Below are 20,679 nucleotides of genomic sequence, written 5' to 3' on the forward strand. Positions count from 1 at the left end.
GGTTTGCACTTAAAAAACGCTTTTTCAATAAGGTTTCAGCCCGCAAAAAAACTTCCGCCTAAATAGGCGGAAGTTCTTCTATTAGTTCGCTAAGCTTTCTGTAATAAAGTCAAGCTGGCCCTCTAATGAAATCGGATCGGAAAAGTAGAAGCCGACAGGGTCGATTTTATAGACATGTTGATGTTTGACCGCGCCAAGGTTCTTCCAAATGGAGGTATTAAGCACGGAGCTGTCGTCTCCGCTTGTTTCCCAGGGACCTATAAATATATAATCTCCGGCGAATTCAGGCAGCTTTTCTAATGAAATGCTCGTGTAGCCCGGCCCTTCGTCGATTGCTTTTTCCTTCGTCAGCTTTGTCGCCTTTAAGCCGAGATCTTGATAAACAATGCTTCCTCCCCTTCCGAATTGATCGCCGAATACAAAGATTTCTTTGCCGTTCGTTTGCATAATGGAAACCGTTTTGTCCCCGACCGCTTTTTGAATTTTTGATTTTGCCGCGGCAACTTTTTTGTCCCATTCAGCCAGCCATTTCTCCGCTTGATCTTCAGTGCCTGTCATTTTTGCGAAATCCTTCAGCCGTTCAGTGTTATTCAAGCTGTCATATTTCAAAGCGACCGTCGGAGCGATTTTTTCCAGCTTTTCGATATCAGCGCCTTGGGTCGTCCATACAACAATCAGGTCCGGTTTTAATTGAATAACCTTTTCAGCGGAATTTCCTTCACCAATATTTGTCACACCATCGGTTTTCCCCTTGAAATAAGGATTTTTGAATACCCTGTCAGGGGCACCCACTACATTGAGACCGAGTGTTTTGAAATAGCCGAAATAATCGTCAGCCATGACAACCACCCGTTTCGGATGCTTCGGAACTTTAACCGTTCCGTTTTCAGCCTTGTATGTAATCGTTTCTTCGCTTTTTGATTTAGAAGAAGAATCTTTGCTCTCTGTTTGATTGCCGCATGCTGTCAATGCTAAGACCAATAATAGTACAAAGCATGCTCCCGCGAGCGTCTTTCCTTTCATATTCACCTTTCATACCTTCTTTCTGGTTTGAATATCGATAAAGAGAATCATTATCAATTATATCATAACCGGCATCGGCTTGGATCATGATTTTGATGACGGACGCTTGTCATTAAAAACAGGCCGGAACGATATCCGGCCTGCTGCATCAGCTTTCTCCGCCAAAAGAAAAGCTTACTCGTCTTTCGGCTTGGCGTCAGATTGCTTTTTTAAGCGCTCGCTGTCATAAAACCTCAGCAAGTCGCCATAAATGATTTGATCTGAATATGAAAGCTCCTGTTTCGCTTTTTCAATGTACGGCTCACAGCCTTTTTTATCTTTAGACGGCTTTCCTGTCGATTTATCATAGCATATGCCGTCTGTGTATACTTTGTCTTTCGTAATAAAGCTGCCGTCGCGAAGCACTGTAAACTCCGTTTTGTCTTTGGCAAACAGGTCGTTTCCAAACTGGATCTGATCGCTTGAATCGATTCCGAGAAGGTTCAGTACAGTCGGCCGAATGTCGATTTGGCCGCCGACGGTGTCAATGGCTTTCGGCTCTTTATCCGTCACTCCCGGAATGTGGATCACAAGCGGGACTCTTTGAAGCTGCACTTCCTCAAACGGAGTTACTTCTCTGCCGAGGAATTGGCTCATCGCTTCGTTATGGTTTTCGGAAATCCCGTAATGGTCACCATATAACACGATAACAGAATTATCGTAGAGGCCGTCTTCTTTCAGCTTTTCAATAAAACGTTTAAGCGCTTCATCCTGATAGCGGACGGTCGGGAAATATCTGTTTAACGTACGGCTTTTTGAATCAAATTCATCGATCAGTTTATCTTCCTCATCCAGCTCAAATGGAAAATGGTTTGTCAGCGTGATCAGGCGGGTATAAAACGGCTGAGGCATTTCTTTCATCAGCTCTGATGTTTGTTCAAAAAATTCCTTATCTTTCAGTCCCCAGCCCACTGAGTTTTCTTCGTTTACATCATAGGAATTGATATCGTAAAACTTATCGTATTTCAACGTATCGTACATAATATCCCGATTCCAGAAGCTTTTGTTGTTCGCATGGAAAATCGAGGAATAATAGCCGTGATTTTTCATTATTTCAGGCATTGCCGTATATTCGTTTCCTGCATTCGTAAAGAAGACCGCTCCTCTTCCAAGAGGGTAGAGAGAGTTGTCGACGATGAATTCGGAATCTGCCGTTTTGCCTTGGCCTGTCTGATGATAGAAATTCTCGAAGCTGTAGCTTTTCTTTATCAGGTCGTTTAAATAAGGCGTAATCTCTTTGCCGTTTAACTTTTGGTTCACGACAAAGCTTTGGGTGGATTCCAGGGAAACGAGAATCACATTCCGCCCTTTGGCGATCCCGGCCAGTTTCTTATTGGTGTCCGTGCGGTTTGCGTTGACATAGTTTTCAATCTCCGTGAGGCTGTTGCTGTCGGCGAGCGCACGCTGTGCAGACTGCTTTGACTGGATCAGCCCGTCATAGATATGGAAGTTGTAAAGGCTGATATTCTTCACAAGAACTTCCCTGTCAAACGATCTTGTTAAAAGCTGCGGTCTTTCTGTCTCAGAAATCCCTAAATTGAAAAAGAAAACGGCAGCGACAAATAGATAGTAAGCCGCGCGCTCCTTTCTTGTCGCCTTTCCGCCTGTTTTGGCAGGCTGGCGCTTGTACAGCCAAATTAAAATGGCAATGTCGACGATGAGAAGCAAATCAGTCGGCATAAACAAAGAGTTGATACTGCTTCCCAAATCGCCCATATTATTCGTCTGGAACAATACAGGAATCGTTAAAAAGTCGTTGTAAAAACGGTAGAAGATCATGTTCGCAAGCAAGACAAACGTCAGGACGATGCTTGCCCCGATAATAAACCGGTTCCTGTTTTTTTCTTTAAAAAACAGGCCGATTCCGAATATAAACAGCAAAAAGCTTAAAGGGTTGATGAACAATATAAACTCTTGCATGAAGTTTTCAATTTTAATATTGAAGCTTGTTTTGTAGACGACATACGTTTTCAGCCACATCAGCAATGTCGCAATTAACAAAAACGAAATCTTTGAAAAAAATGACTTTCGCATTCGAAACCTCCCTATGCAGCAAGACGCATGTTTCCGTAAACTGAATTTCCACATATTGTTTTATTTTAGAAAAATCGCTAAAATTACTAAATCATATCTTAACCTGTCTGTACAAAAAAATCAATCATTTTTCACATTGGCTTAACAGTGTTAACAATGCTGCAAAGCGGTCTGAAAATGCTTATAAAACAGGCTCCGCCTGGCTTTTCAGCCATTGGTTTTTTGCGATCCATGCGCCGCCGATCACGCCTGCGTCGTTTCCAAGTGAAGCGATTACGATCTCAGCCGCCTCGCCGGCCCGCGGAAATACGAAGCGGTTGAAAGATTGTTCAACTTTTGAGCGCAGGATTTCTCCTGCTTTTGAGACGCCTCCGCCAATTACGATTTTCGAAGGATTGAGCGAGCTCGCCAAGTTGCCGAGGACCATTCCTAAATGACCCGCCACATAATCGACGACTTCGCAAGCAACCGGATCATTTTCCCGGGCCGCTTCAAAAATATCGCGCGCCGTGATCTCCGGACATGCACGCAAGTCTGTATTTCGATGGCCGGTTTTTATTTTTTCTTTGGCAATCCTGACGATCCCCGTTGCCGAAGCGATCGTTTCGATACAGCCGCTTTTTCCGCAGTTGCACGGCGCTCCTCCTTCAGGAACTGAACAGATGTGGCCGATTTCACCGCCTGCCCCGTTTTGCCCGCGGACGATTTCTCCGTTTACAATAATGCCGCCTCCGACACCCGTTCCCAATGTGACAAGAATTAAATCCTTTGCGCCGTCTCCCGCTCCTTTCCACATTTCGCCGAGAGCCGCGATGTTCGCGTCATTTTCAATGACCGCCGCTATTCCTGTCTCTGCTTCAAGGTGGTCTTTTAACGGATAGTTTTCCCAGCCCATGTTCGTCGTTTTATAAACGATGCCGGTCTCCGTATTGACGGGGCCCGGAGCGCCCATGCCGATCCATTTTAAGATGTGCTTCGGTTTGCCGAGCTCTTTCAATTTGCCGTCGATGGCTTTTGCGATGCTTACCGTAACCGTTTCCCCCGATTTATCGGTCGGAATTTCCCACTTGTGCAGGATTTCGCCATAAGCGCTTACAAAAGCGAGCTTTACCGTTGTTCCTCCAAGGTCGACTCCGACCAGCCAGCTGTCATTCATTCTGCTCCCCCTCTAATCCCTGTTTTATTTTCTCTTTACTTTTGTGAGTTCATTCTGCAAAATTGAAACGCCTTTAAGCCATTGTTCTTTTTCTATCAGATTCGAAAGAAACATTTCTTTCAGTTCGTCCATCATATATTCAAGTTCAAGTTCGCGGTCTCCAAAATAAACATAACATCCAAACTGTTTCAGCAACAGCTGTACATCATAGGCTGTTTTCATTTTATTTCACCATTCTTTAAAGGTCTAACATTAGAGTATTCATAAAGCTGTCCGGCGTCAAGCAAAAAAAAAAGCCTGTTTTCCTGGGAAAACAGACATTCAGCGGTCGGGATCCTGGGGATCCAAAAATACGGGTCTTCTATTTTTCAGCGGCATTGGCGTTCGAATCGCGATATCTCGAAAGGCTCTGTAGTCAAAGGGGATAAACGGCCATAAATACGGCACATGAAACGACTTCATTCTGACCAGATAAATCACCCAGCAGAAGATCGCGATGACAAAGCCGATCGGCCCGAATGCGCCGGCCGCGATCAGGAGAACGATTCTTGCCAGCCTGTTCGCGATGCTCAGCTCATAGCTCGGCGTAGCAAACGTGCCGATAGCCGCAACAGCGAGATACAAGACGACTTCATGCGAGAAAAGTCCGACCTGCACCGCCACTTCCCCGATCATTAAAGCAGCTACAAGTCCGAGAGCCGTAGCCAGAGACGACGGGGTGTGGATTGCAGCCATCCGCATCATGTCGACGCCTATTTCAATTATGATGAATTGCGCAAGCAGCGGAAGAGCCCCTTTTTTGTCAGGCCCTATATATTCAAGGGCGTCCGGCAAAAGATCGGGATGGACGGAAAGCAAAAACCACAGCGGCAGCAAAAAAATCGATGCCAACACAGATATAAAACGAACCATTCGCAAATAAGCGCCTGCAAGAGGTTTGTTTCTGTACTCTTCGGCATGCTGCAGATGGTGCCAAAAAGTAACAGGGGTAATCAGCGCGCTTGGCGAGCCGTCCACAAAGACAAGAATGTGGCCTTCGTACAAATGAACGGCCGCAGTATCAGGCCTTTCTGTATAACGAACCGTCGGATAAGGGTTCCAATGACGGCCGCCGATATATTCTTCCAGTGTCTTTTCCGCCATTGTCAAAGCGTCCGTATCGATCGCTTCAAGCGATTGTTTCAGCTTTTTTACACTTTCCAAATCAGCGATATCTTCCAAATAGCAGATGACGACATCCGTTTTGCTTCTTCTGCCGACCTGAAGGAACTCCATTCTGAGGGAACGGTCGCGGATTCTCCTTCTCGTCAGTGCGGTGTTGAACACGATCGTTTCGACGAAGCCGTCTCTTGAACCTCTGACGACACGTTCATTGTCGGGTTCCTCCGGGTTTCTTGCCGGGTATGTCCGCGCATCGATAATAATGGCATGGTCCACCCCGTCGACAAGGAGAACGGCCGGCCCAGACAGCACCTGGGCGGCTGCTTTGTCGAGGTCGTCTTCCGTATCAATTTCGATGTATGGGATGTACGTTTTGATCAGCTTCTCAAGCGGATCGTCTTCCAGACTTTCAGGGGTGAGCCTTGAGAGATTCTTAAGCAGATGGTGCATAATATCATCTTTTACAAAGCCGTCGACAAGATAAAGCGACATGTCTCTATCAGCATAAACAACATCAAGCCGGATCATGTCGAAGCTTTTGTCGACACCCAGCTTTTCATTTAAATATTCAACATTTTTCGCTAAATTTTTTTGGACCGCATGCTTTTTTTCCATTGTATATTAAAAGCTCCCGTCAAAATGAGTCTGTTCTAAAGACCATTTTTAACATAACGGAAGCTTTTCATACTTGGTTACCGGGCGGTTTCTTTCTTAAGTTCGTCCCGAAACGCTTTATACAACTCTTCATCAGGCTTTTCTGCCAACGCTCTTACAACAGACTGTTCGGCTTTGGCAAACTCGCCTTTTTGAGCATAGAGCCTGGCAAGATTATAGTGTGAGGCGTGATCTGATGGATCTTTTTCAACGACGGCCTCGAACCTTTTCTCCGCGTTTTCATACTCGCCGAGCTGATATTCGGAATAAGCGAGCAGTCTTAAAGTGTCGCTGGAAGCATCCTGTTTTGAGCCCGCTTCCTGCAAGGCATCTTTTACCTTTTCATAGTCTCCCTCATCATACCATTGCGCCGCCTGATGCAGCATGGCATTTTCCTGCATCGAAGCTGAATGTGTCCCAAAGTACAGGGCCCCTCCTCCGATGACAAAGATGAGGACCCAGCCTGCCAGCCGTTGGAGCGGTCTTTTTTTCCCGGGGATTCCGACCGCCAAGGCCGTCAGGAGACCGCCGATCAATCCGCCGATATGGCCGGCATTGTCAACATTTGAAATGGTGAAACCGAGGCCGAGGTTCAGAATGATAATCACAATGATATTTGTTCCGATCGTTTTTAAGAAAGCTTTCCGGTTTGAAAAAGCCAGATACAAAAGTGCCCCCAAACAACCGAAGATGGCTCCCGAAGCCCCTGCGGACGGATACGGGCTGAACAGAAAGCTGCCGATCGATCCAAAAATTCCGGCTGATATGTATATAACAAGAAAGCGGAATGATCCAAACACCCTTTCTGCCGCGGCTCCGACAGACAGCAATGCAAATGTATTAAACATGAGGTGGACCAATCCGATATGAAGAACGATCGGCGTGACAAGCCGCCACCATTCCCCGGCTAACAGGAGGCTGTTTTCCTTCGCACCGAACCGGATGAGCGTGTCGGTATTCTGACTGCCGCCCGACATTTCCAGAAGCAGAAACATGAAGACTTGAAGCACTGCAAAAATCCAGGTAAACATCGGTTTGCCTTTCTCAAATACAGCCGCTTCCCGCCGCCTTTCTTCTTCTCTTGCTTTAGCCGCTGCTAATACTTCGGCTCTCTTCTCTTCCACATTCTCGTATCCGGCATCCTGCATGTGGCCTGTCAGCTCATCCGGCCCCATGTTTAAAGCAACGGCGAGTTTGCGGAAGCCTTCTTCAGCCGAAGCGTGCTCAATAAAAACCGGCACGATGCTGATCCGTTTATCTGCGACCGGATGACTGACAACATCTTCCCACTCATCTACAGGTGCTTCCTGCGACAAATAGACGTTCAATATCGAGAGCTTTCGCTGCCTTGATGCTGCTCTCAGGCGCTCCGCTCTTTCATAAAGAGATTCCAAGTCACCGACGAGATCCTGTCTGAAATCGATATCCTTTCGAAAAACGCGAACCAAATCATACGGCGCGCTCCCCCTTGCTTCAAGCCAGGCTTCTCCGAATGAAGCGGGTGCCTGGACAAGCTCAAAATCCCTGTCTAAGAGGTTCCCGATGAAATTCCAATACAAATAATCGATTGAATACATACCGACGCTCCACAATTGTTTTTGTCCATTATAACAGGAAACGCGTCATTCTGCGCCTTTTAAGCGCTTTAAAAAAACCCCGTTTTTAAACGGGATTCAGAAAGCCTGCTGTATAAACTTATTGCGAAAAAACGGAATTCTCATCATCAAATGGATAAAATAGTGGCGGATCTGGTTTTGACCAAGAATGAAATTGATGACACGATAACGGTTTTGAAAAAACACAAGAGCGGCAATGACGCCTACTGCAGCGAATGTAACTTTTCTCATATGATCCCTCCTATAACCGTATCGTGTCTCATTTTTTAATAATTATTCAGCAGACCCGCTGCAGGTGTAAACGGCGTCTTCGGTAAAAATTTGCTCAACCGGAATGTCGTGCGGTTCTTTTGGGACATGATCGATCACTTGGCACTCGAAAGCCAGCGATGCGGTATCTTTTGTGAAACCGGCCAGGTATCTGTCATAATAGCCGCCTCCATAACCGATTCTGTATCCTGTCCGGTCATAGCAAATTCCCGGCACAAGGATGAAATCGATGTCTTCAGGCTCCATCCGCCCGGTTTTGTGCACGATCGGTTCCTGCAGCCCAAAATACACAACTTCAAGATCGCTTTCATCCTGAAAGCTGCGAAAGTGCATCTCTTTTGTATCAGGCATACATTTCGGAATGCACACCGTTTTTCCTTCAAGCCGTGCCTGTTCGATAATCGGTTTTGTCGGAACTTCGCGATTTCTGGATATCGTGAGGGCAATGACAGACGCTTTTTTCCACTGTTTTGATTGAAAAAGCTTCCGGTGAATCGCTTCCGCCTTTAGAAGAAACTCCTGTTCCGGCATGTTTGCAAGCCTCTTTCTGACCTCGTTTCGTAAAGAACGCTTCACATCTCTTTCCCCCTTAAAAACAGAAAAACAGCAGGAAAATCCCTGCTGCTTACTTTGTTTCGCGGTGTAATGTTGATTTTTTGTCACGTGGGCAATACTTTTTGAATTCAACGCGATCTGGATTGTTACGCTTGTTCTTTGTAGAAATATAGTTACGCTCGCCGCATTCAGTGCAAGCTAAAGTAATATTAACGCGCATTTATTTTTCCCTCCAAACTATATATCATTTCTGTTCAGACTTATCTATAATACCACTTATGATGCCGGAATGCCAGGCGTTTTTTTTAGTTTGTCACGGTTTGTTAAAAAGACGTGTGATACACATGTTGCAAAAACACATTTTTGATATATCCAGGATCATGCAAATCCACTATATAAGCCTCTGCCGTTCGCCCGACCTTGAGCAGCTGCTCCTTAGCGCCGACAATTTCTGCGAGCGCATATGCAGCCTTATCCGGATCATTAAAATCAAGATGAAAGCCTGTCACCCGATCGATGACGAAATCGTTCCATCCCCGTTGATTCCGACGGCGACGGCAGCGCCTGCGGCCATGCTTTCTTGAACAGCGATGCCGAACGGCTCATAACAACTTGGGAAAACAGCCATTTCACAAAATGCCAGCCAGCTCTCTCTTTCCTCTTCACAAAGGAAAGGAAGAATTGTCACACTTTCCTTAATACCCAATTCTCTTGCCTTGGCCTCGATCCCGCTTTGAAGCGGTCCCTCCCCGGCAATGACAAGTTCAAGATCAGGCCGCCGTTTGCGAAGCTGCTGAAAGGCGTGCAGCAATGCGATAAACCCTTTTTCCGGAACAAACCTTCCGCAGGAAAAAAAGTACGGCGCGCTTTTCATTCGTTTTTTCACTGTGCGGCTTTTTTTGCACGGATGGGGAATGACGCGGACTTGCTCGAAAGGAAGCGAAAACGCCTTTTGCATGTCTGACTTCATCATGCTGCTCAGCACGAGAATTTGATCGCTTTTTTCAGCCAGAAGCCGTTCGAGGCTTGCTCTGTATGGGTGGACATTTTCGCCTGCTGCCGTTTTCCGGCCGCTTTCAAGGCCGTGTACCGTGGAAATCAGCGGCACAGCCAGCATCTCGCTGAGATAAACGGCGGCAGGCGCGGTGATATCATCATTTGCATGGATGAAATGAAATTGTCCTTTTTGAGCCAGCACGGTTTTGATCATCTGAAAATTCATGGCGGCCACCGCCTCTTCAAAAGAAGCGAACACTTTTAAATCAAGCGGAATCTCAAGCGTTTCCCATGCATGGCTGTTTTGCCCGGCAGCCGTCGTGCAGACGGTAAAGCTGACTTCGTTCCGCAATAGTTCAAGGTGACTTTTCACATAGCGTCCCGCTCCGCTTTTCAATAAAAGGGGATTTTCCAGCGACAGCAGCAATACGTTGATCAACGGAAACGCTCCTTTCCTTCTATTAAAGAATAACTCGTATACGAGGAAAATTGAGTCGTCCAATCCTGCTGATTGTCGTGATACAGAAAACAGCTGCTGTTTGAATGGATTCCGTTTTCCCCAAGGAAGAAGCAGCTGGATGTGAGAACGGCCAGCGACATGTTGAGCGAATTGTATATCCGGTATTCCGCTTTGTAGAACGCATTGCCTGCAGCGGGAAAAACCGAGGCTTCCCCTTTAAATGCATCGGTATGGATCGTCCGTACGCTGCGCTCTCCGTTTTTTACGCAAAAGAGAAGAATTTGCTTTTCGACGTCTCTTATCCTTTCAAACAGAACCGCTTCAGCCGCAGAAAGGGCCGCATCTGAGATCTCCCAGCTCAGCCGAACGGTTTCATGATCCGGCGAAGATATTTTTAAAATATCGTTACAAAACGAAGATTCGCTTCGAATACTATGTTGAAAAGGTTTTTTCGAGATGATTATCCTTTTCACCGTGCGCCCTCCCGTTAAGTCCTGTTATGTATCTATCCTATTGGAAATGGCCCCGCAGGCGCAACGAAAATAAAATTCTTCGACAAAATTTTTATTTTTTGCATTAACTCCTTTTGAAGCAAGCGTTTTTATGGTATAAAAAAGAAGGAGAAAATTAGAATTGAAGGTGATGAACGTGGAAATTGCTATCATTGCGCTGCTCGTTGTCAGTATTGCGCTGATTGCATTCTCATATTTTCAAAGAGAACCGATCAAGGAAGTTGAACAGGAGTTGGAAACCCTTCAGCTGTCCGCCATGCAGGAAATCTATAAACTAAAAAAGAAGATGACCGTCCTTGAGGAAGAGCTCCTCGATTCAAATGTGGTCGTCCGCAGACCAAATGCCGGAATCAGCCAGCATATTGCGAAGCAGATTCTTTCAAAATACCAAAACGGCATGTCTGTAGACGCCATCGCAAAAGCTGAGCACGTATCTGTCGAAGATGTCAAAGCGATCATTAAAGACAATGAGAGGGTGCTTGTATGACCAGACAAAGTGTACAAGCATTTGCCGGAGGAATGATTTTGGCTACCGCCGTTCTTGCAGGCGCATTTTATTTGACGGATAACGGAAAAGCTGAAGCTTCTAAAGACGCTCAAAACATCAGCGAAAACGATGTCAAAACTTATTTAAAGGACAACCAGCAGGTTTCGCTGAAACGCGAAGAATACCAGCAGCTGCTCCATTATAAAGAGACCGCTCTGAAGCAGGATGCTTCGTCTCAAAACAAAAAAGAGAAGGAAGCAGAAAAAAAAGATTCCAAGTATAAGCTTGAAATCAAAAGCGGCATGAGCACGGCTGAGATAGCAGACCTCCTTGCAAAAGGAAAAGTGATTTCATCTGCCGATGACTTCAAAGATTATGTGAAAAAGACCGGAAACGAATCTAAAATCCGCGCAGGTAAATACGAACTGAAGCGCGGTGACAGCTTGAAAAACATCGTCAAAACGCTGTCTAAATAAAAAAGCAGACTGGAACGGGACTGACCCCCGTTTTGAGACAGGATTCAAAAACACCTTTAAACAACCAATTCCCGATAGTTTACCGGTGATTGGTTGTTTAGTTTTGTTTGAATACGAATATTGTTAAAATAATGAATGTATTCTTTAACAGTGCGTTCTACGATGGCAGTCGTAGTTCGATCAATGCTGTTAAGATAGAACGTTTCAGACTTTAGTGAGGAATGAAACGATCCGATGGAGGCATTATATTAATAGCTTTCTGATACTCGTAAGATGTATACACTTAACCTTGGTCGTACAGTAAGCAAGGACTTATATGTAATTTTTACAAGTGGAAGCAGTGCGGGTACAGTTAAGTGTGAGATCATCCCAATTGCAGCTGTCCCCATGGAAACAGTGACAACATTCCCCTTTGTCAGCTTTTTAATGCTTTGATTAGAGGTTCAAAGAATCCTGTGTCTTGTAAAATGCAAAAAATAAAGTGGCGAAGATAAACATGGTCGCCACTGGCAGTACTTTGATAATCCCTTCTTCAAAGAAGGTTTAAATATCATTGATGTCAAATCCAGCAATGAGCACCCCTATCAGAGACACGATGGTCGGACTTACTTTCCCAAAATCAGCAAACCAGTAAACGTTAACATAAGACCCCTCCTACAATAAACCGTTTACATACCTATACAGTAACAAAAAGGATGAAGAACCCATTCGTAGTACGGGGTGGAACTTGTCAAAAAGCAATTCAAATTATTAATTTAAACAATCAAAAAACATCCATTAAGGATGTTTTTTGATTGAGAATTAAGCACTTAATTTAACCAAAAGAAAGTAACTGTAATTAAAATTATTAAATATATGGCCGAAAAAATTCTATAAATACCTTTTTTGGTTTGGAAAGGTGGGGATATAAAAGTTACTAAAATAGTCGGGCCAAACAAAGCAATCAAAAAGTACCTATAATCAAAAAAGATAGTACAGATTGATAGCAGTATTGAAAAATAAAATACTATTATAAATGAAGTATTAACTTTACTTTTCGTTTCTTTTTGTTCTTCTTCTGTATGATCATCCAATAATTTATCTATCTGCTTTTTATTAAAGAACATAAGAGCCTCCTAATGTTAATTTGGTAAGTAAATAAGGCGTTATTAATGCTTCTGTAACAGCAGCAAGTAATGTCAATAAAAATAGTATAATAACAAAGTACAAAAAATCTAGTAAAAACTGTTTTTTCGGAAATTTAATACCCCTTATCTTCATATATACGTAATCTAACAATTTGAAACCAAGTGCTCCCGATAAAATCATTGCGGGAATCTCAAAAATACCGTGAGGAACCAAAGCAGTTAATATAAATAAGACATCGTTTCCATGGTCGGTGATACTATGTAAAGAAGATAGACCGACTAAGAAGCCATTCAATATTAATAAGATAGATGTCAAAATTCCAAATGTAAACATTGAAAAAATGAGAAATAAATTTGCTGCAAAATTATGTGTAAAATAACCCAATACTGTGATATTTTGAACATTATCTTGACTAAGACTAGGTAGAATATTGTTAAAAATCACACCAAGAACTAAACCCACTATGTAAAAGGAGCTTGCTATATAGAGTATACGCTTATTTCTTTTTAATAATTCCTTCATTTTAGAATCGTATCCATATCCCTTATAATCAAATCTTCAAAATCCTTTATGTCTGTAAGGTGATTATATTCTTTAACTAAAGTACCATTAATCAGTATTCCAACCTTATCACATAGTTGTTGTGCTATGTTTACAAGGTGTGTAGACATGATGACAGTGTTTCCCTGTTCAGCATAACGTTTGAGAAAACTTTTCATCATCTTTGTAGTTGGAGGATCAAATGCACCTAATGGTTCATCTAATATTAATATTTCTGGTTCATGAAGTATGGCTCCTGCAACAGATAACTTATGTTTCATACCAAAAGAAAATGTAGATATCATGTCATTTTCATTATCTTTCAAGTTAAATTGACTTAACAAAAGATCTATTCTATCATTTTTAATCTCATAAGGGACATCTTGTAAATCAGCAACAAACTCAAGGTACTCTCTAGGTGTTAAATAATGATAGATAAAAGGCGCGTCTGGAACGTATCCTATATATTTAAGGTAAGAGGATCTTTCAGATTCCAAGGTTTCTCCTTTGATAGTGATTTTACCTTCGTAAGGTTTCACTATACCAAGGATACATTTTAAAAGAGTTGATTTACCGGCTCCATTTGGTCCAAGCAAGCCGTACACTTTGCCTTTCTCTATCTTTAAATTAATAGATTTAAGGATCAGTTTATCTTTATATTTGAAAGACACATTTTCAATGTTCATGTTTTCATCTCCCAATTTTTCGTTCCTATTCTTTTAATCCAAAAATAATAAAAGAATCCAATACCTATAACAAATAAAATGGTGCCTGTTACAATGACTAAAAAGAATATTCCCCTATTAATAATATCAAATGTAACGAGAACGCCTGTGATACCATACAACTGAAGGTAAAATGCCAGTAACACTCCGAGAATAGTATGTTCAAAAAATGATGCTTTAACAGATGAACCAATATCTTCGAAATTCTCCCAATCTAAACGAGGATAGAGAAATGTTCCAATAATTTGCCCAGCACCTATGATAAGACTGATGGAGTTAATCATGATGAACAATATAAATTGCGTCATAATATCTAAGTTGAATAACAATAAGATAAATAGAAATAACGTATTCATTAAAATAAGAATCACAGATAAGTGCAATAAAGATTTTCCTGCGATCAATTTAAAAATAGAAGCACCCGAACTCTTATAAACATAAAGGTTCTCACGCTCTGCATCTGCTGAAGTTACGCCAAGTAATCCCTCTCCTAATAAAGATGTATTATAAGTCACCGCAAATAAAATTGGGTAGATAACAAAGATATCTGAGAAATCAAACCACATTTGATTTAAACTAAGACCTATCAATACACCTAGTTCTATTGCAATCATATTAATGGAAAGTACCAGTCGTTTTTTTATTGTAAAATTAGCCCTTAATAGTGCAGTAAGGTCTTTCTTTAGAATAGCAATATTTTGCCGTGGTAAGGCCTTTTGTAAGAAGCTTAAAAAAGGCAACTTAATTGGTTTTAATTTTGGCAAAAGATTATTAGGTACTGCTTCTTTTATAATCAATACTTTCGAAATTAAATGAAAGGTAATAAAGACGCAAAGGCAACCTAAAGCAATATAACCTATAGAATATATAAAAAATAAATGTATATCACTTGTTGAAAGTAAAAACCAATTTGTAGGTAGCCAATTGGTGGCTAATATCATATCTAATTTGAATAGATATATGAAATTGCCAATAGCTTCAAGGAGATCATTTTGATAAAAATAATTAAGTCCAATCCAGCCAAGAAAAGTAGTTGAAATGGCAGATATACAGGCAATTCCTATAAGGGATAACAAGCTTTTTAATCGTGAATTTAAAATGTTATGTAGAAATTTAGAATAAACGATGTATGTAAGCGATGAATAAAGACTTGTCAGTCCAACAATAAATATTAGCAGTGATGGAAATGATAACAAAAGATATATACGGTCATGTGTAGAAAAATTTATAAAAAAGAGTATAGGGAATAACACTACTGTTAATTTAAACAGGATGTTTAGAAAAATTGTTGTAAAGAACCTTGATAATAAAATTTTTTTTGGATCCGTTTTTAAAGTATGGAGAAGAAGAAAATCTTCAGGATATACATATCGATGTATGATATCAGTCGATGATTTTAATATATTCAAAACAAAAAAGAGAATGATAAAATTAGTACCTAGGGTTAGAATATGCTCTGGAACTCCAGTTAAAAGAGTCTGTGAGGCTTTATATAGAATAAATATATACACCAAGAAAAAGGGCGCAAAGACAAATAGAATTTTATTTGATTTAAGTAAATTTTCGCTTGATGGAAAAAAATAAATCAAGCGATTTAAAGTTCGTCTATAGGTTAGTTTAAAGTTTGCAATGAGAACCCTTTTGTTGAGCATGTGTATATTCCTCCTAAAACGAAAATAAGGAGGAGTATAATTATACTCCTCAATCTCTTCCTTTTGGTCATTTTACCATTCAGCAGCATATTTCTTGCCGTATTTTTTAGCCAGCTTTTTCGCTGTAGCTACCATTGCAGCTGTAATTAGACCCGTTCCGCCCAAAACAACAGCCAATAGGCTGAGAATTGTTAATACATCGCCTGTTGTCATAATAACACCGATTGCTACATAGGCTGTTTTTTTACTAATTCCTAGGTTTGTTGCAAGGTCTAAAGCGAACTGATGACCTGAACTAAAGTCAATAGAAGCTAAACCTGCAATACCTTCTGAAGAGCCCATCAGGAAAGTAGCAATGGCAAAGAGAGAAACTACACCTGTAATACTTGCAATTTTAAAAAGATTGCTATTTTTCATTTTGAAATTTCACCTCCTTTCAGTTTATAAAAATAAACTTGTTGAAAAAAGAGAAATAATACCTAAAGACATTGTAATGCTAATGATTATGATGGTTTTTTTATAAGAAATTTGATGTATTACTTTTAAGGCAATACACCCTAGAATGGTAGACCACCAAAAGAAAGGGTCAATAATAATATTCAAGATAATATCTAGTGGCTGTTGAGAATTTGGGTAAATAACTGAAAAGGCGAAATCACTACCTAAAAAGAAAGAAAAAATAACGAGTATTGTAAATTTGATGCCTATTGGTATGATTGAATAAATAAAACTAGGGAAAAATTCTTTGGCGGTAGCGGTCCCGCCAATTAATATCCCAATAATATGTATAATAAAAAAGCTTACAAGAACCATCGAGGTAAATTGAATAATACCTAATACTAATGTAATAATCATAATGAGTGTATTCATATCAGTTGTATAATCAATTCCATTGTCTTGAAATGAATTATTAATCAAGGTAGAGAGTGTTGGGAAGATAGCTAAATAAAAGCCTAAAAACAGAAACAATACAGCTAGGAAGACAAACCAAGAATGACGATAATTCTTATCGCTAGAATACTTGATAGAAAGAAAGTCCTTTGGAGAAAATATGAAATGATGTATGAGAGTAATAAAGTTTTGTTTGTTATCCATAAATGCTCCTTATATAAACAAAAGTATTTTTTGTTAATTCTATTAAATAATGTATCACCTTTTACAATGTTTGGTCAATATGGAATTTTATTTATTAAGGTAAATTTAAGGTTGAATTGTTTCATAAAAATCGAAAAGAATGCCTCTGGGACTACCCCCTTTTTTTAAAACTTCATTTTGTTGTTTCAGCTAACGACTTTCTGCCTGCAGTCTCTCTAATTCAGAAGAATACTCGGGATCCTTTCCATAAGTATATTGTTTTTCAACAGGCTGTTCGAATCGGTGTTTATCCGCAGCCTTATACCACCTGACCCATGTCTGAACCCGCGCCTTATTCTTGATATTCGATTTCTGCATGATCTCTTTCATAGGTACGCCTACCAATCTCATTTCTCCAGCCTTCCGTTTACTTGTCCCCATAGAAAAAACACCTCCATGTCTTATTTCGGATAACAACTATCCGTGCAAACTTGAAGGTGTTTTTTATTTGTCTCATCTATGGGGTCAGACCCCTTCGTACCAGCCTGCTTTTTTATTGCCTCCGCCGCCGATGCAAAAAAGACTGCCGCTTTAAAACGGCAGCCTCTTTCTCATCCGAACCGGCCTGTAATATAATCTTTTGTCCGATAATCGTCAGGACTTGAAAACATTTTGACCGTATCGTTGCACTCAATCAGCTCGCCCATGAGGAAAAACGCCGTTTGATCGGAAATTCTCGATGCCTGCTGCATATTGTGCGTGACGATTGCAATCGTGTATTTCTCTTTCAGCTTAAGCATCAGCTCTTCAATTTTCAAAGTCGAAACTGGATCAAGAGCGGATGTCGGTTCATCCATCAAGAGAACGTCCGGATTGGTGGCCAGCGCCCTTGCGATGCAGAGGCGCTGCTGCTGCCCTCCGGAAAGTCCGAGCGCCTGGGAATGAAGCCGGTCTTTCACTTCATCCCACAGCGCCACATCCATAAGCGCTTTTTCCACTCTCTCATTCAATTCTTTTTTGTTTTTCAGTCCATGGATCCTCGGTCCGTATGCGACATTATCAAAAATCGACTGGGGAAACGGATTTCCTTTTTGAAACACCATACCGACTTTCTTCCGCAGCTCAACAAGGTCGACTTTGCTGTTGAGTACGTTCGTTCCGTTGTAGCTGATCTCTCCGGTCATTTTGACATTCGGAACCATATTGATCATGAGATTCAGCGTTTTAATGAAGGTCGACTTTCCGCAGCCTGACGGACCGATGATGGCGGTAATTTCGTACTCGGGTATTGTCAAGTTAATGTTCTTTAATGCGTGATGTTCGCCGTACCATAAATTCAAATCGTTGATCTGGTACACATCTTTTGGCTTTACAGCTGTTACAGCGCTCATACCGGCCCCTCCTTATCCAAACCTGCCGTTGATGTAATCCTCTGTCTTTTTTTCTGAAGGATTCATAAAAATCTTTTCCGTACGATCGTATTCGATCAAATCTCCGTTAAGGAAAAACGCCGTTTGATCGGAAATTCTTGAAGCTTGCTGCATGTTATGCGTGACAATGATGATCGAGTATTCCTCTTTTAAACCGACGATTAATTCCTCTATTTTCGCATTTGAAATCGGATCGAGCGCTGAAGCAGGCTCATCCAGAAGCAAGACTTCAGGCTTCATCGCGAGCGTCCGGGCGATGCAGAGGCGCTGCTGCTGCCCGCCTGACAGCGAAAAAGCCGACTCATGCAGCCTGTCTTTCACTTCATCCCACAGCGCGGCTTTCCTCAAGCTTTCTTCCACGATCTCATCAAGCACGGATTTACGCCGTTCGCCCGCATACTTTAAAGCGTGGGTAATGTTGCTGTAAATCGATTTTGGAAAGGGGTTCGGCTTCTGAAATACCATTCCGATTTCCCTTCTCAGATTGACGACATTGATATTGGAATCAAGGATGTTAAGCCCTTCATATCGTATTTCTCCGGATGTTCTGGCTGATGGAATCAGATCGTTCATCCGGTTGATGCTTCTTAAAAAAGTTGATTTTCCGCAGCCTGACGGACCGATCAAAGCCGTAACGGCATGTTTGTCAACATGCATGGAAATGTCGTTGACGGCCCGCTTTTCTCCATAGTAAATATTTAAATTTTTCACTTCTAAAATATGTTCTTTCGCTTCAGGAAACGGAGCGATTCCGATATTGTCGCGCACGGTTTCCAAAACCGGCATCTGGACCTGAGCCATATGATTTCATCCTTCCTTCTTATTTGTTTGCCGTTAATTTTTTATGAATAAAAGAGCCGAGCCATCGGGCTGCCAAATTAAAGATCAAGACGGAAATTACGAGAACGGCGGATGCGCCGTTTGCAATCGCTTCAGCATCGGGAATGATCCCCTGCGTGTTTACATTCCAAATATGAACGGCCAGCGTTTCAGCCGGTCTGAAAATATTGAGCGGCGATGTCTCAGAAAACGGATTCCAATCGGCGAAATTCAGTCTCGGCGTGGTTAGTCCGGCTGTAAACAGCAAAGCGGCAGCTTCGCCAAATACGCGGCCCGACGCAAGAATCGCGCCTGTGATGATGGACGGCACCGCACCAGGGATCAATACCGTTTTAATCGTATGCCACTTGGATACACCTAAAGCAAGGGAAGCTTCTTTTTGTTCCTTAGGTACAGAGCGGATCGCATCCTCTGTCACCCTGACCATGACGGGAAGGTTGAAAATCGTCAAAGCAAGCGCTCCTCCGATAATGCTGTACCCCCATCCGGTCAGATTTACAAACAGCAGCATGCCGAACATCCCCATGACGATCGAAGGGAGGGATGACAAAACTTCAATACAGACACGGATAAAATCAGTCAATTTGTTGGCGGGCGCATATTCAGCCATATAAATTCCTCCGCCGACTCCAAGGGGAACCGTGATCAGCATCGTCAGTGCGAGAATATAAAACGAGTTGAACAGCTGATCGCGGATTCCGCCGCCGCTTGAAAGCGCACTGGAACGCGAAGTTAAAAAGCTGAGGCTGATATGTGAAACACCATTGATGATGATATAAGCGAACAAACCGACAAGAATGGCGGCGATTACCGCAGCGATCAATCCAAAAACACCGGTTGCTAAACGATCTGTTACTTTGCTGTTCATTACAGTTTCCTCCTGGATGACAGATAGCGGATGAGCAGGATGAACAAGAACGACATGATCAGAAGGACAAGCCCCATTGACCAGAGCGTATTGTTTTCCACGCTCCCGTATGTTGTATGGCCCATATTCAACGTTATGATCGTTGTTAATGTCCCCGCAGGGTCTAAAAGGCTCTCAAACAAGTTTCGGGAATTTCCGATGACCATCTGCACGGCCAGCGCTTCGCCGAACGCCCTCGCCATTCCTAAGACGACGGCTGTCAGAAGCGAAGGCAGCGCTGCCGGTATCAGCACTTTGCGGATCGTCTGCCAGCGGGTTGCGCCCAATGCGTATGATCCTTCGCGCAGATTTTTCGGCAGCGACATGAGCGCATCCGTTGAAATAGAAGTGACCGTCGGCAAAATCATGACAGCCAGGACGATCGTTCCCGCCAGAAGGCTGTGGCCCGATCCGCTTGACTTAAACTGTGAGATGAACGGCACTAACACTGTAAGGCCTATGAATCCATAAACGACGGAAGGAATACCAACAAGCAATTCGACAACCGGCTGCAGTACTTTTCTGCCCCATGATGGCGCGATTTCCGTCATGAAAATCGCACCTCCTATTCCAAGCGGTGCAGCAATCAAAGATGCAAGAAGGGTCACTGCAAAAGATCCGAGTATAAACGGAAGGGCTCCGTATTCAGGGTTTTCGTTCGTTGGATTCCAATCTAGACTGGTTAAGAACTCAATTGGACTTACACCATTGGCCAGAAAAGATTGCAACCCCTTATTTCCGAGAAAAATTGTGATCGAAATCGCCGCCGCCATCATGATAAACGCGCACGACGCAACCAAAATCCTCCCGCGGATTTCATCCATTTTGCGATTATGCTTGGAGCTGATCAGCCGCTCTTTCGCGGACAGTTTCTCTATTTTTTGAACCATTTTTTACACTCCTATAAGAACAAGTCATAAGAGGGAAAGTGTCAGGAGCACACT

General features: G+C 42.4%; 23 protein-coding genes and 2 pseudogenes. 2 read left to right on the plus strand and 23 right to left on the minus strand.

From position 1 onward, the window contains the following. Positions 1-81: 81 nt before the first annotated feature. The 11 genes from MHI30_RS13200 to MHI30_RS13250 form a co-directional block, all read right to left on the minus strand. Complete coding sequence (locus MHI30_RS13200; RefSeq protein WP_075752517.1) at positions 82-1,023, minus strand: iron-hydroxamate ABC transporter substrate-binding protein; 942 nt, start codon at positions 1,021-1,023, stop codon at positions 82-84. Between the two features lie 174 nt (positions 1,024-1,197). Continuing rightward, positions 1,198-3,096, minus strand: a complete 1,899-nt coding sequence (locus MHI30_RS13205; RefSeq protein WP_075752333.1) for an LTA synthase family protein — start codon at positions 3,094-3,096, stop codon at positions 1,198-1,200. A 181-nt stretch (positions 3,097-3,277) separates the two neighbouring features. Then, the gene (locus MHI30_RS13210; protein ID WP_075752331.1) at positions 3,278-4,252 is read right to left on the minus strand and encodes an ROK family glucokinase; all 975 of its coding nucleotides are present in this window, start codon (positions 4,250-4,252) and stop codon (positions 3,278-3,280) included. Positions 4,253-4,276: 24 nt separating this feature from the next. Beyond that, positions 4,277-4,474 carry a YqgQ family protein gene (locus tag MHI30_RS13215; RefSeq protein WP_020452188.1) on the minus strand — a complete coding sequence of 66 codons (198 nt, stop codon included), beginning with the start codon at positions 4,472-4,474 and terminating at the stop codon, positions 4,277-4,279. Positions 4,475-4,573: 99 nt separating this feature from the next. After that, positions 4,574-6,028, minus strand: a complete 1,455-nt coding sequence (locus MHI30_RS13220) for a spore germination protein (protein WP_075752329.1) — start codon at positions 6,026-6,028, stop codon at positions 4,574-4,576. Between the two features lie 77 nt (positions 6,029-6,105). Continuing rightward, complete coding sequence (locus MHI30_RS13225) at positions 6,106-7,644, minus strand: rhomboid family intramembrane serine protease (RefSeq protein WP_075752327.1); 1,539 nt, start codon at positions 7,642-7,644, stop codon at positions 6,106-6,108. Positions 7,645-7,740: 96 nt separating this feature from the next. Then, positions 7,741-7,914, minus strand: a complete 174-nt coding sequence (locus tag MHI30_RS13230) for a hypothetical protein (protein ID WP_167564577.1) — start codon at positions 7,912-7,914, stop codon at positions 7,741-7,743. A 42-nt stretch (positions 7,915-7,956) separates the two neighbouring features. After that, on the minus strand, positions 7,957-8,529 hold the full coding sequence (locus tag MHI30_RS13235) for a 5-formyltetrahydrofolate cyclo-ligase (protein WP_075752325.1): 573 nt from the start codon (positions 8,527-8,529) through the stop codon (positions 7,957-7,959). A gap of 49 nt (positions 8,530-8,578) precedes the next feature. Further along, the gene (gene rpmG / locus MHI30_RS13240; RefSeq protein WP_003183500.1) at positions 8,579-8,728 is read right to left on the minus strand and encodes a 50S ribosomal protein L33; all 150 of its coding nucleotides are present in this window, start codon (positions 8,726-8,728) and stop codon (positions 8,579-8,581) included. Between the two features lie 285 nt (positions 8,729-9,013). Further along, on the minus strand, positions 9,014-9,943 hold the full coding sequence (locus MHI30_RS13245) for a glycosyltransferase family 4 protein (RefSeq protein ID WP_237562596.1): 930 nt from the start codon (positions 9,941-9,943) through the stop codon (positions 9,014-9,016). Next, positions 9,940-10,437 (minus strand): hypothetical protein, encoded by a 498-nt coding sequence (locus MHI30_RS13250; protein WP_075752323.1) that lies wholly within the window; start codon positions 10,435-10,437, stop codon positions 9,940-9,942. Before MHI30_RS13250 ends, MHI30_RS13245 begins: the two co-directional genes overlap by 4 nt. A 175-nt stretch (positions 10,438-10,612) precedes the next feature. Between MHI30_RS13250 and MHI30_RS13255 the strand changes: the two genes are divergently transcribed. Then, the gene (locus MHI30_RS13255; protein WP_011198121.1) at positions 10,613-10,963 is read left to right on the plus strand and encodes a hypothetical protein; all 351 of its coding nucleotides are present in this window, start codon (positions 10,613-10,615) and stop codon (positions 10,961-10,963) included. After that, a complete protein-coding gene (locus MHI30_RS13260) occupies positions 10,960-11,439 on the plus strand; it encodes an endolytic transglycosylase MltG (protein WP_075752321.1) in 480 nt (159 codons plus the stop codon). The genes MHI30_RS13255 and MHI30_RS13260 overlap by 4 nt, the downstream gene beginning before the upstream one ends. Before the next feature lie 56 nt (positions 11,440-11,495). Here the strand turns inward: MHI30_RS13260 and MHI30_RS13265 are convergent. The 12 genes and pseudogenes from MHI30_RS13265 to pstC all read right to left on the minus strand — a co-directional run. Next, positions 11,496-11,746 (minus strand): annotated as a pseudogene (locus MHI30_RS13265) (IS3 family transposase); the annotation flags it as partial. A gap of 502 nt (positions 11,747-12,248) precedes the next feature. Further along, positions 12,249-12,545: a methyltransferase gene (locus MHI30_RS13270; protein ID WP_075752319.1), complete on the minus strand. Its 297-nt coding sequence runs from the start codon at positions 12,543-12,545 to the stop codon at positions 12,249-12,251. After that, complete coding sequence (locus tag MHI30_RS13275) at positions 12,535-13,089, minus strand: stage II sporulation protein M (protein ID WP_075752317.1); 555 nt, start codon at positions 13,087-13,089, stop codon at positions 12,535-12,537. The genes MHI30_RS13270 and MHI30_RS13275 overlap by 11 nt, the downstream gene beginning before the upstream one ends. Further along, positions 13,086-13,793: an ABC transporter ATP-binding protein gene (locus MHI30_RS13280; RefSeq protein WP_075752315.1), complete on the minus strand. Its 708-nt coding sequence runs from the start codon at positions 13,791-13,793 to the stop codon at positions 13,086-13,088. The genes MHI30_RS13275 and MHI30_RS13280 overlap by 4 nt, the downstream gene beginning before the upstream one ends. After that, positions 13,790-15,484, minus strand: coding sequence for a hypothetical protein (locus tag MHI30_RS13285; protein ID WP_075752314.1), 1,695 nt, complete (start codon positions 15,482-15,484; stop codon positions 13,790-13,792). The genes MHI30_RS13280 and MHI30_RS13285 overlap by 4 nt, the downstream gene beginning before the upstream one ends. Before the next feature lie 72 nt (positions 15,485-15,556). Continuing rightward, positions 15,557-15,901 carry an uberolysin/carnocyclin family circular bacteriocin gene (locus MHI30_RS13290; protein ID WP_020452200.1) on the minus strand — a complete coding sequence of 115 codons (345 nt, stop codon included), beginning with the start codon at positions 15,899-15,901 and terminating at the stop codon, positions 15,557-15,559. A 24-nt stretch (positions 15,902-15,925) separates the two neighbouring features. Further along, the gene (locus MHI30_RS13295) at positions 15,926-16,579 is read right to left on the minus strand and encodes a YIP1 family protein (RefSeq protein ID WP_075752312.1); all 654 of its coding nucleotides are present in this window, start codon (positions 16,577-16,579) and stop codon (positions 15,926-15,928) included. A 192-nt stretch (positions 16,580-16,771) separates the two neighbouring features. After that, a pseudogene (locus MHI30_RS13300) lies at positions 16,772-16,999 on the minus strand (IS3 family transposase); the annotation flags it as partial. A 170-nt stretch (positions 17,000-17,169) separates the two neighbouring features. Continuing rightward, the gene (pstB, locus tag MHI30_RS13305; protein WP_020452203.1) at positions 17,170-17,949 is read right to left on the minus strand and encodes a phosphate ABC transporter ATP-binding protein PstB; all 780 of its coding nucleotides are present in this window, start codon (positions 17,947-17,949) and stop codon (positions 17,170-17,172) included. A gap of 12 nt (positions 17,950-17,961) precedes the next feature. Continuing rightward, a complete protein-coding gene (gene pstB, locus MHI30_RS13310) occupies positions 17,962-18,789 on the minus strand; it encodes a phosphate ABC transporter ATP-binding protein PstB (protein ID WP_020452204.1) in 828 nt (275 codons plus the stop codon). Between the two features lie 19 nt (positions 18,790-18,808). Beyond that, complete coding sequence (gene pstA, locus MHI30_RS13315; RefSeq protein WP_075752308.1) at positions 18,809-19,696, minus strand: phosphate ABC transporter permease PstA; 888 nt, start codon at positions 19,694-19,696, stop codon at positions 18,809-18,811. Further along, positions 19,696-20,625, minus strand: a complete 930-nt coding sequence (gene pstC, locus MHI30_RS13320) for a phosphate ABC transporter permease subunit PstC (protein ID WP_003183532.1) — start codon at positions 20,623-20,625, stop codon at positions 19,696-19,698. Before pstC ends, pstA begins: the two co-directional genes overlap by 1 nt. Positions 20,626-20,679 lie beyond the last annotated feature (54 nt).

Origin of the sequence: Bacillus sp. FSL L8-0528 (assembly GCF_038593085.1) — a bacterium.
Lineage (GTDB): Bacteria > Bacillota > Bacilli > Bacillales > Bacillaceae > Bacillus > Bacillus paralicheniformis.

Coding starts and splice junctions, on each gene's coding strand:
- MHI30_RS13200 (WP_075752517.1), bottom strand. CDS start 1,023: ATGAAAGGAAAGACGCTCGCGGGAGCATGCTTTGTACTATTATTGGTC.
- MHI30_RS13205 (WP_075752333.1), bottom strand. CDS start 3,096: ATGCGAAAGTCATTTTTTTCAAAGATTTCGTTTTTGTTAATTGCGACA.
- MHI30_RS13210 (WP_075752331.1), bottom strand. CDS start 4,252: ATGAATGACAGCTGGCTGGTCGGAGTCGACCTTGGAGGAACAACGGTA.
- MHI30_RS13215 (WP_020452188.1), bottom strand. CDS start 4,474: ATGAAAACAGCCTATGATGTACAGCTGTTGCTGAAACAGTTTGGATGT.
- MHI30_RS13220 (WP_075752329.1), bottom strand. CDS start 6,028: ATGGAAAAAAAGCATGCGGTCCAAAAAAATTTAGCGAAAAATGTTGAA.
- MHI30_RS13225 (WP_075752327.1), bottom strand. CDS start 7,644: ATGTATTCAATCGATTATTTGTATTGGAATTTCATCGGGAACCTCTTA.
- MHI30_RS13230 (WP_167564577.1), bottom strand. CDS start 7,914: ATGAGAAAAGTTACATTCGCTGCAGTAGGCGTCATTGCCGCTCTTGTG.
- rpmG (WP_003183500.1), bottom strand. CDS start 8,728: ATGCGCGTTAATATTACTTTAGCTTGCACTGAATGCGGCGAGCGTAAC.
- MHI30_RS13260 (WP_075752321.1), top strand. CDS start 10,960: ATGACCAGACAAAGTGTACAAGCATTTGCCGGAGGAATGATTTTGGCT.
- MHI30_RS13270 (WP_075752319.1), bottom strand. CDS start 12,545: ATGTTCTTTAATAAAAAGCAGATAGATAAATTATTGGATGATCATACA.
- MHI30_RS13275 (WP_075752317.1), bottom strand. CDS start 13,089: ATGAAGGAATTATTAAAAAGAAATAAGCGTATACTCTATATAGCAAGC.
- MHI30_RS13280 (WP_075752315.1), bottom strand. CDS start 13,793: ATGAACATTGAAAATGTGTCTTTCAAATATAAAGATAAACTGATCCTT.
- MHI30_RS13285 (WP_075752314.1), bottom strand. CDS start 15,484: ATGCTCAACAAAAGGGTTCTCATTGCAAACTTTAAACTAACCTATAGA.
- MHI30_RS13290 (WP_020452200.1), bottom strand. CDS start 15,901: ATGAAAAATAGCAATCTTTTTAAAATTGCAAGTATTACAGGTGTAGTT.
- MHI30_RS13295 (WP_075752312.1), bottom strand. CDS start 16,579: ATGGATAACAAACAAAACTTTATTACTCTCATACATCATTTCATATTT.
- pstB (WP_020452203.1), bottom strand. CDS start 17,949: ATGAGCGCTGTAACAGCTGTAAAGCCAAAAGATGTGTACCAGATCAAC.
- pstB (WP_020452204.1), bottom strand. CDS start 18,789: ATGGCTCAGGTCCAGATGCCGGTTTTGGAAACCGTGCGCGACAATATC.
- pstA (WP_075752308.1), bottom strand. CDS start 19,696: ATGAACAGCAAAGTAACAGATCGTTTAGCAACCGGTGTTTTTGGATTG.
- pstC (WP_003183532.1), bottom strand. CDS start 20,625: ATGGTTCAAAAAATAGAGAAACTGTCCGCGAAAGAGCGGCTGATCAGC.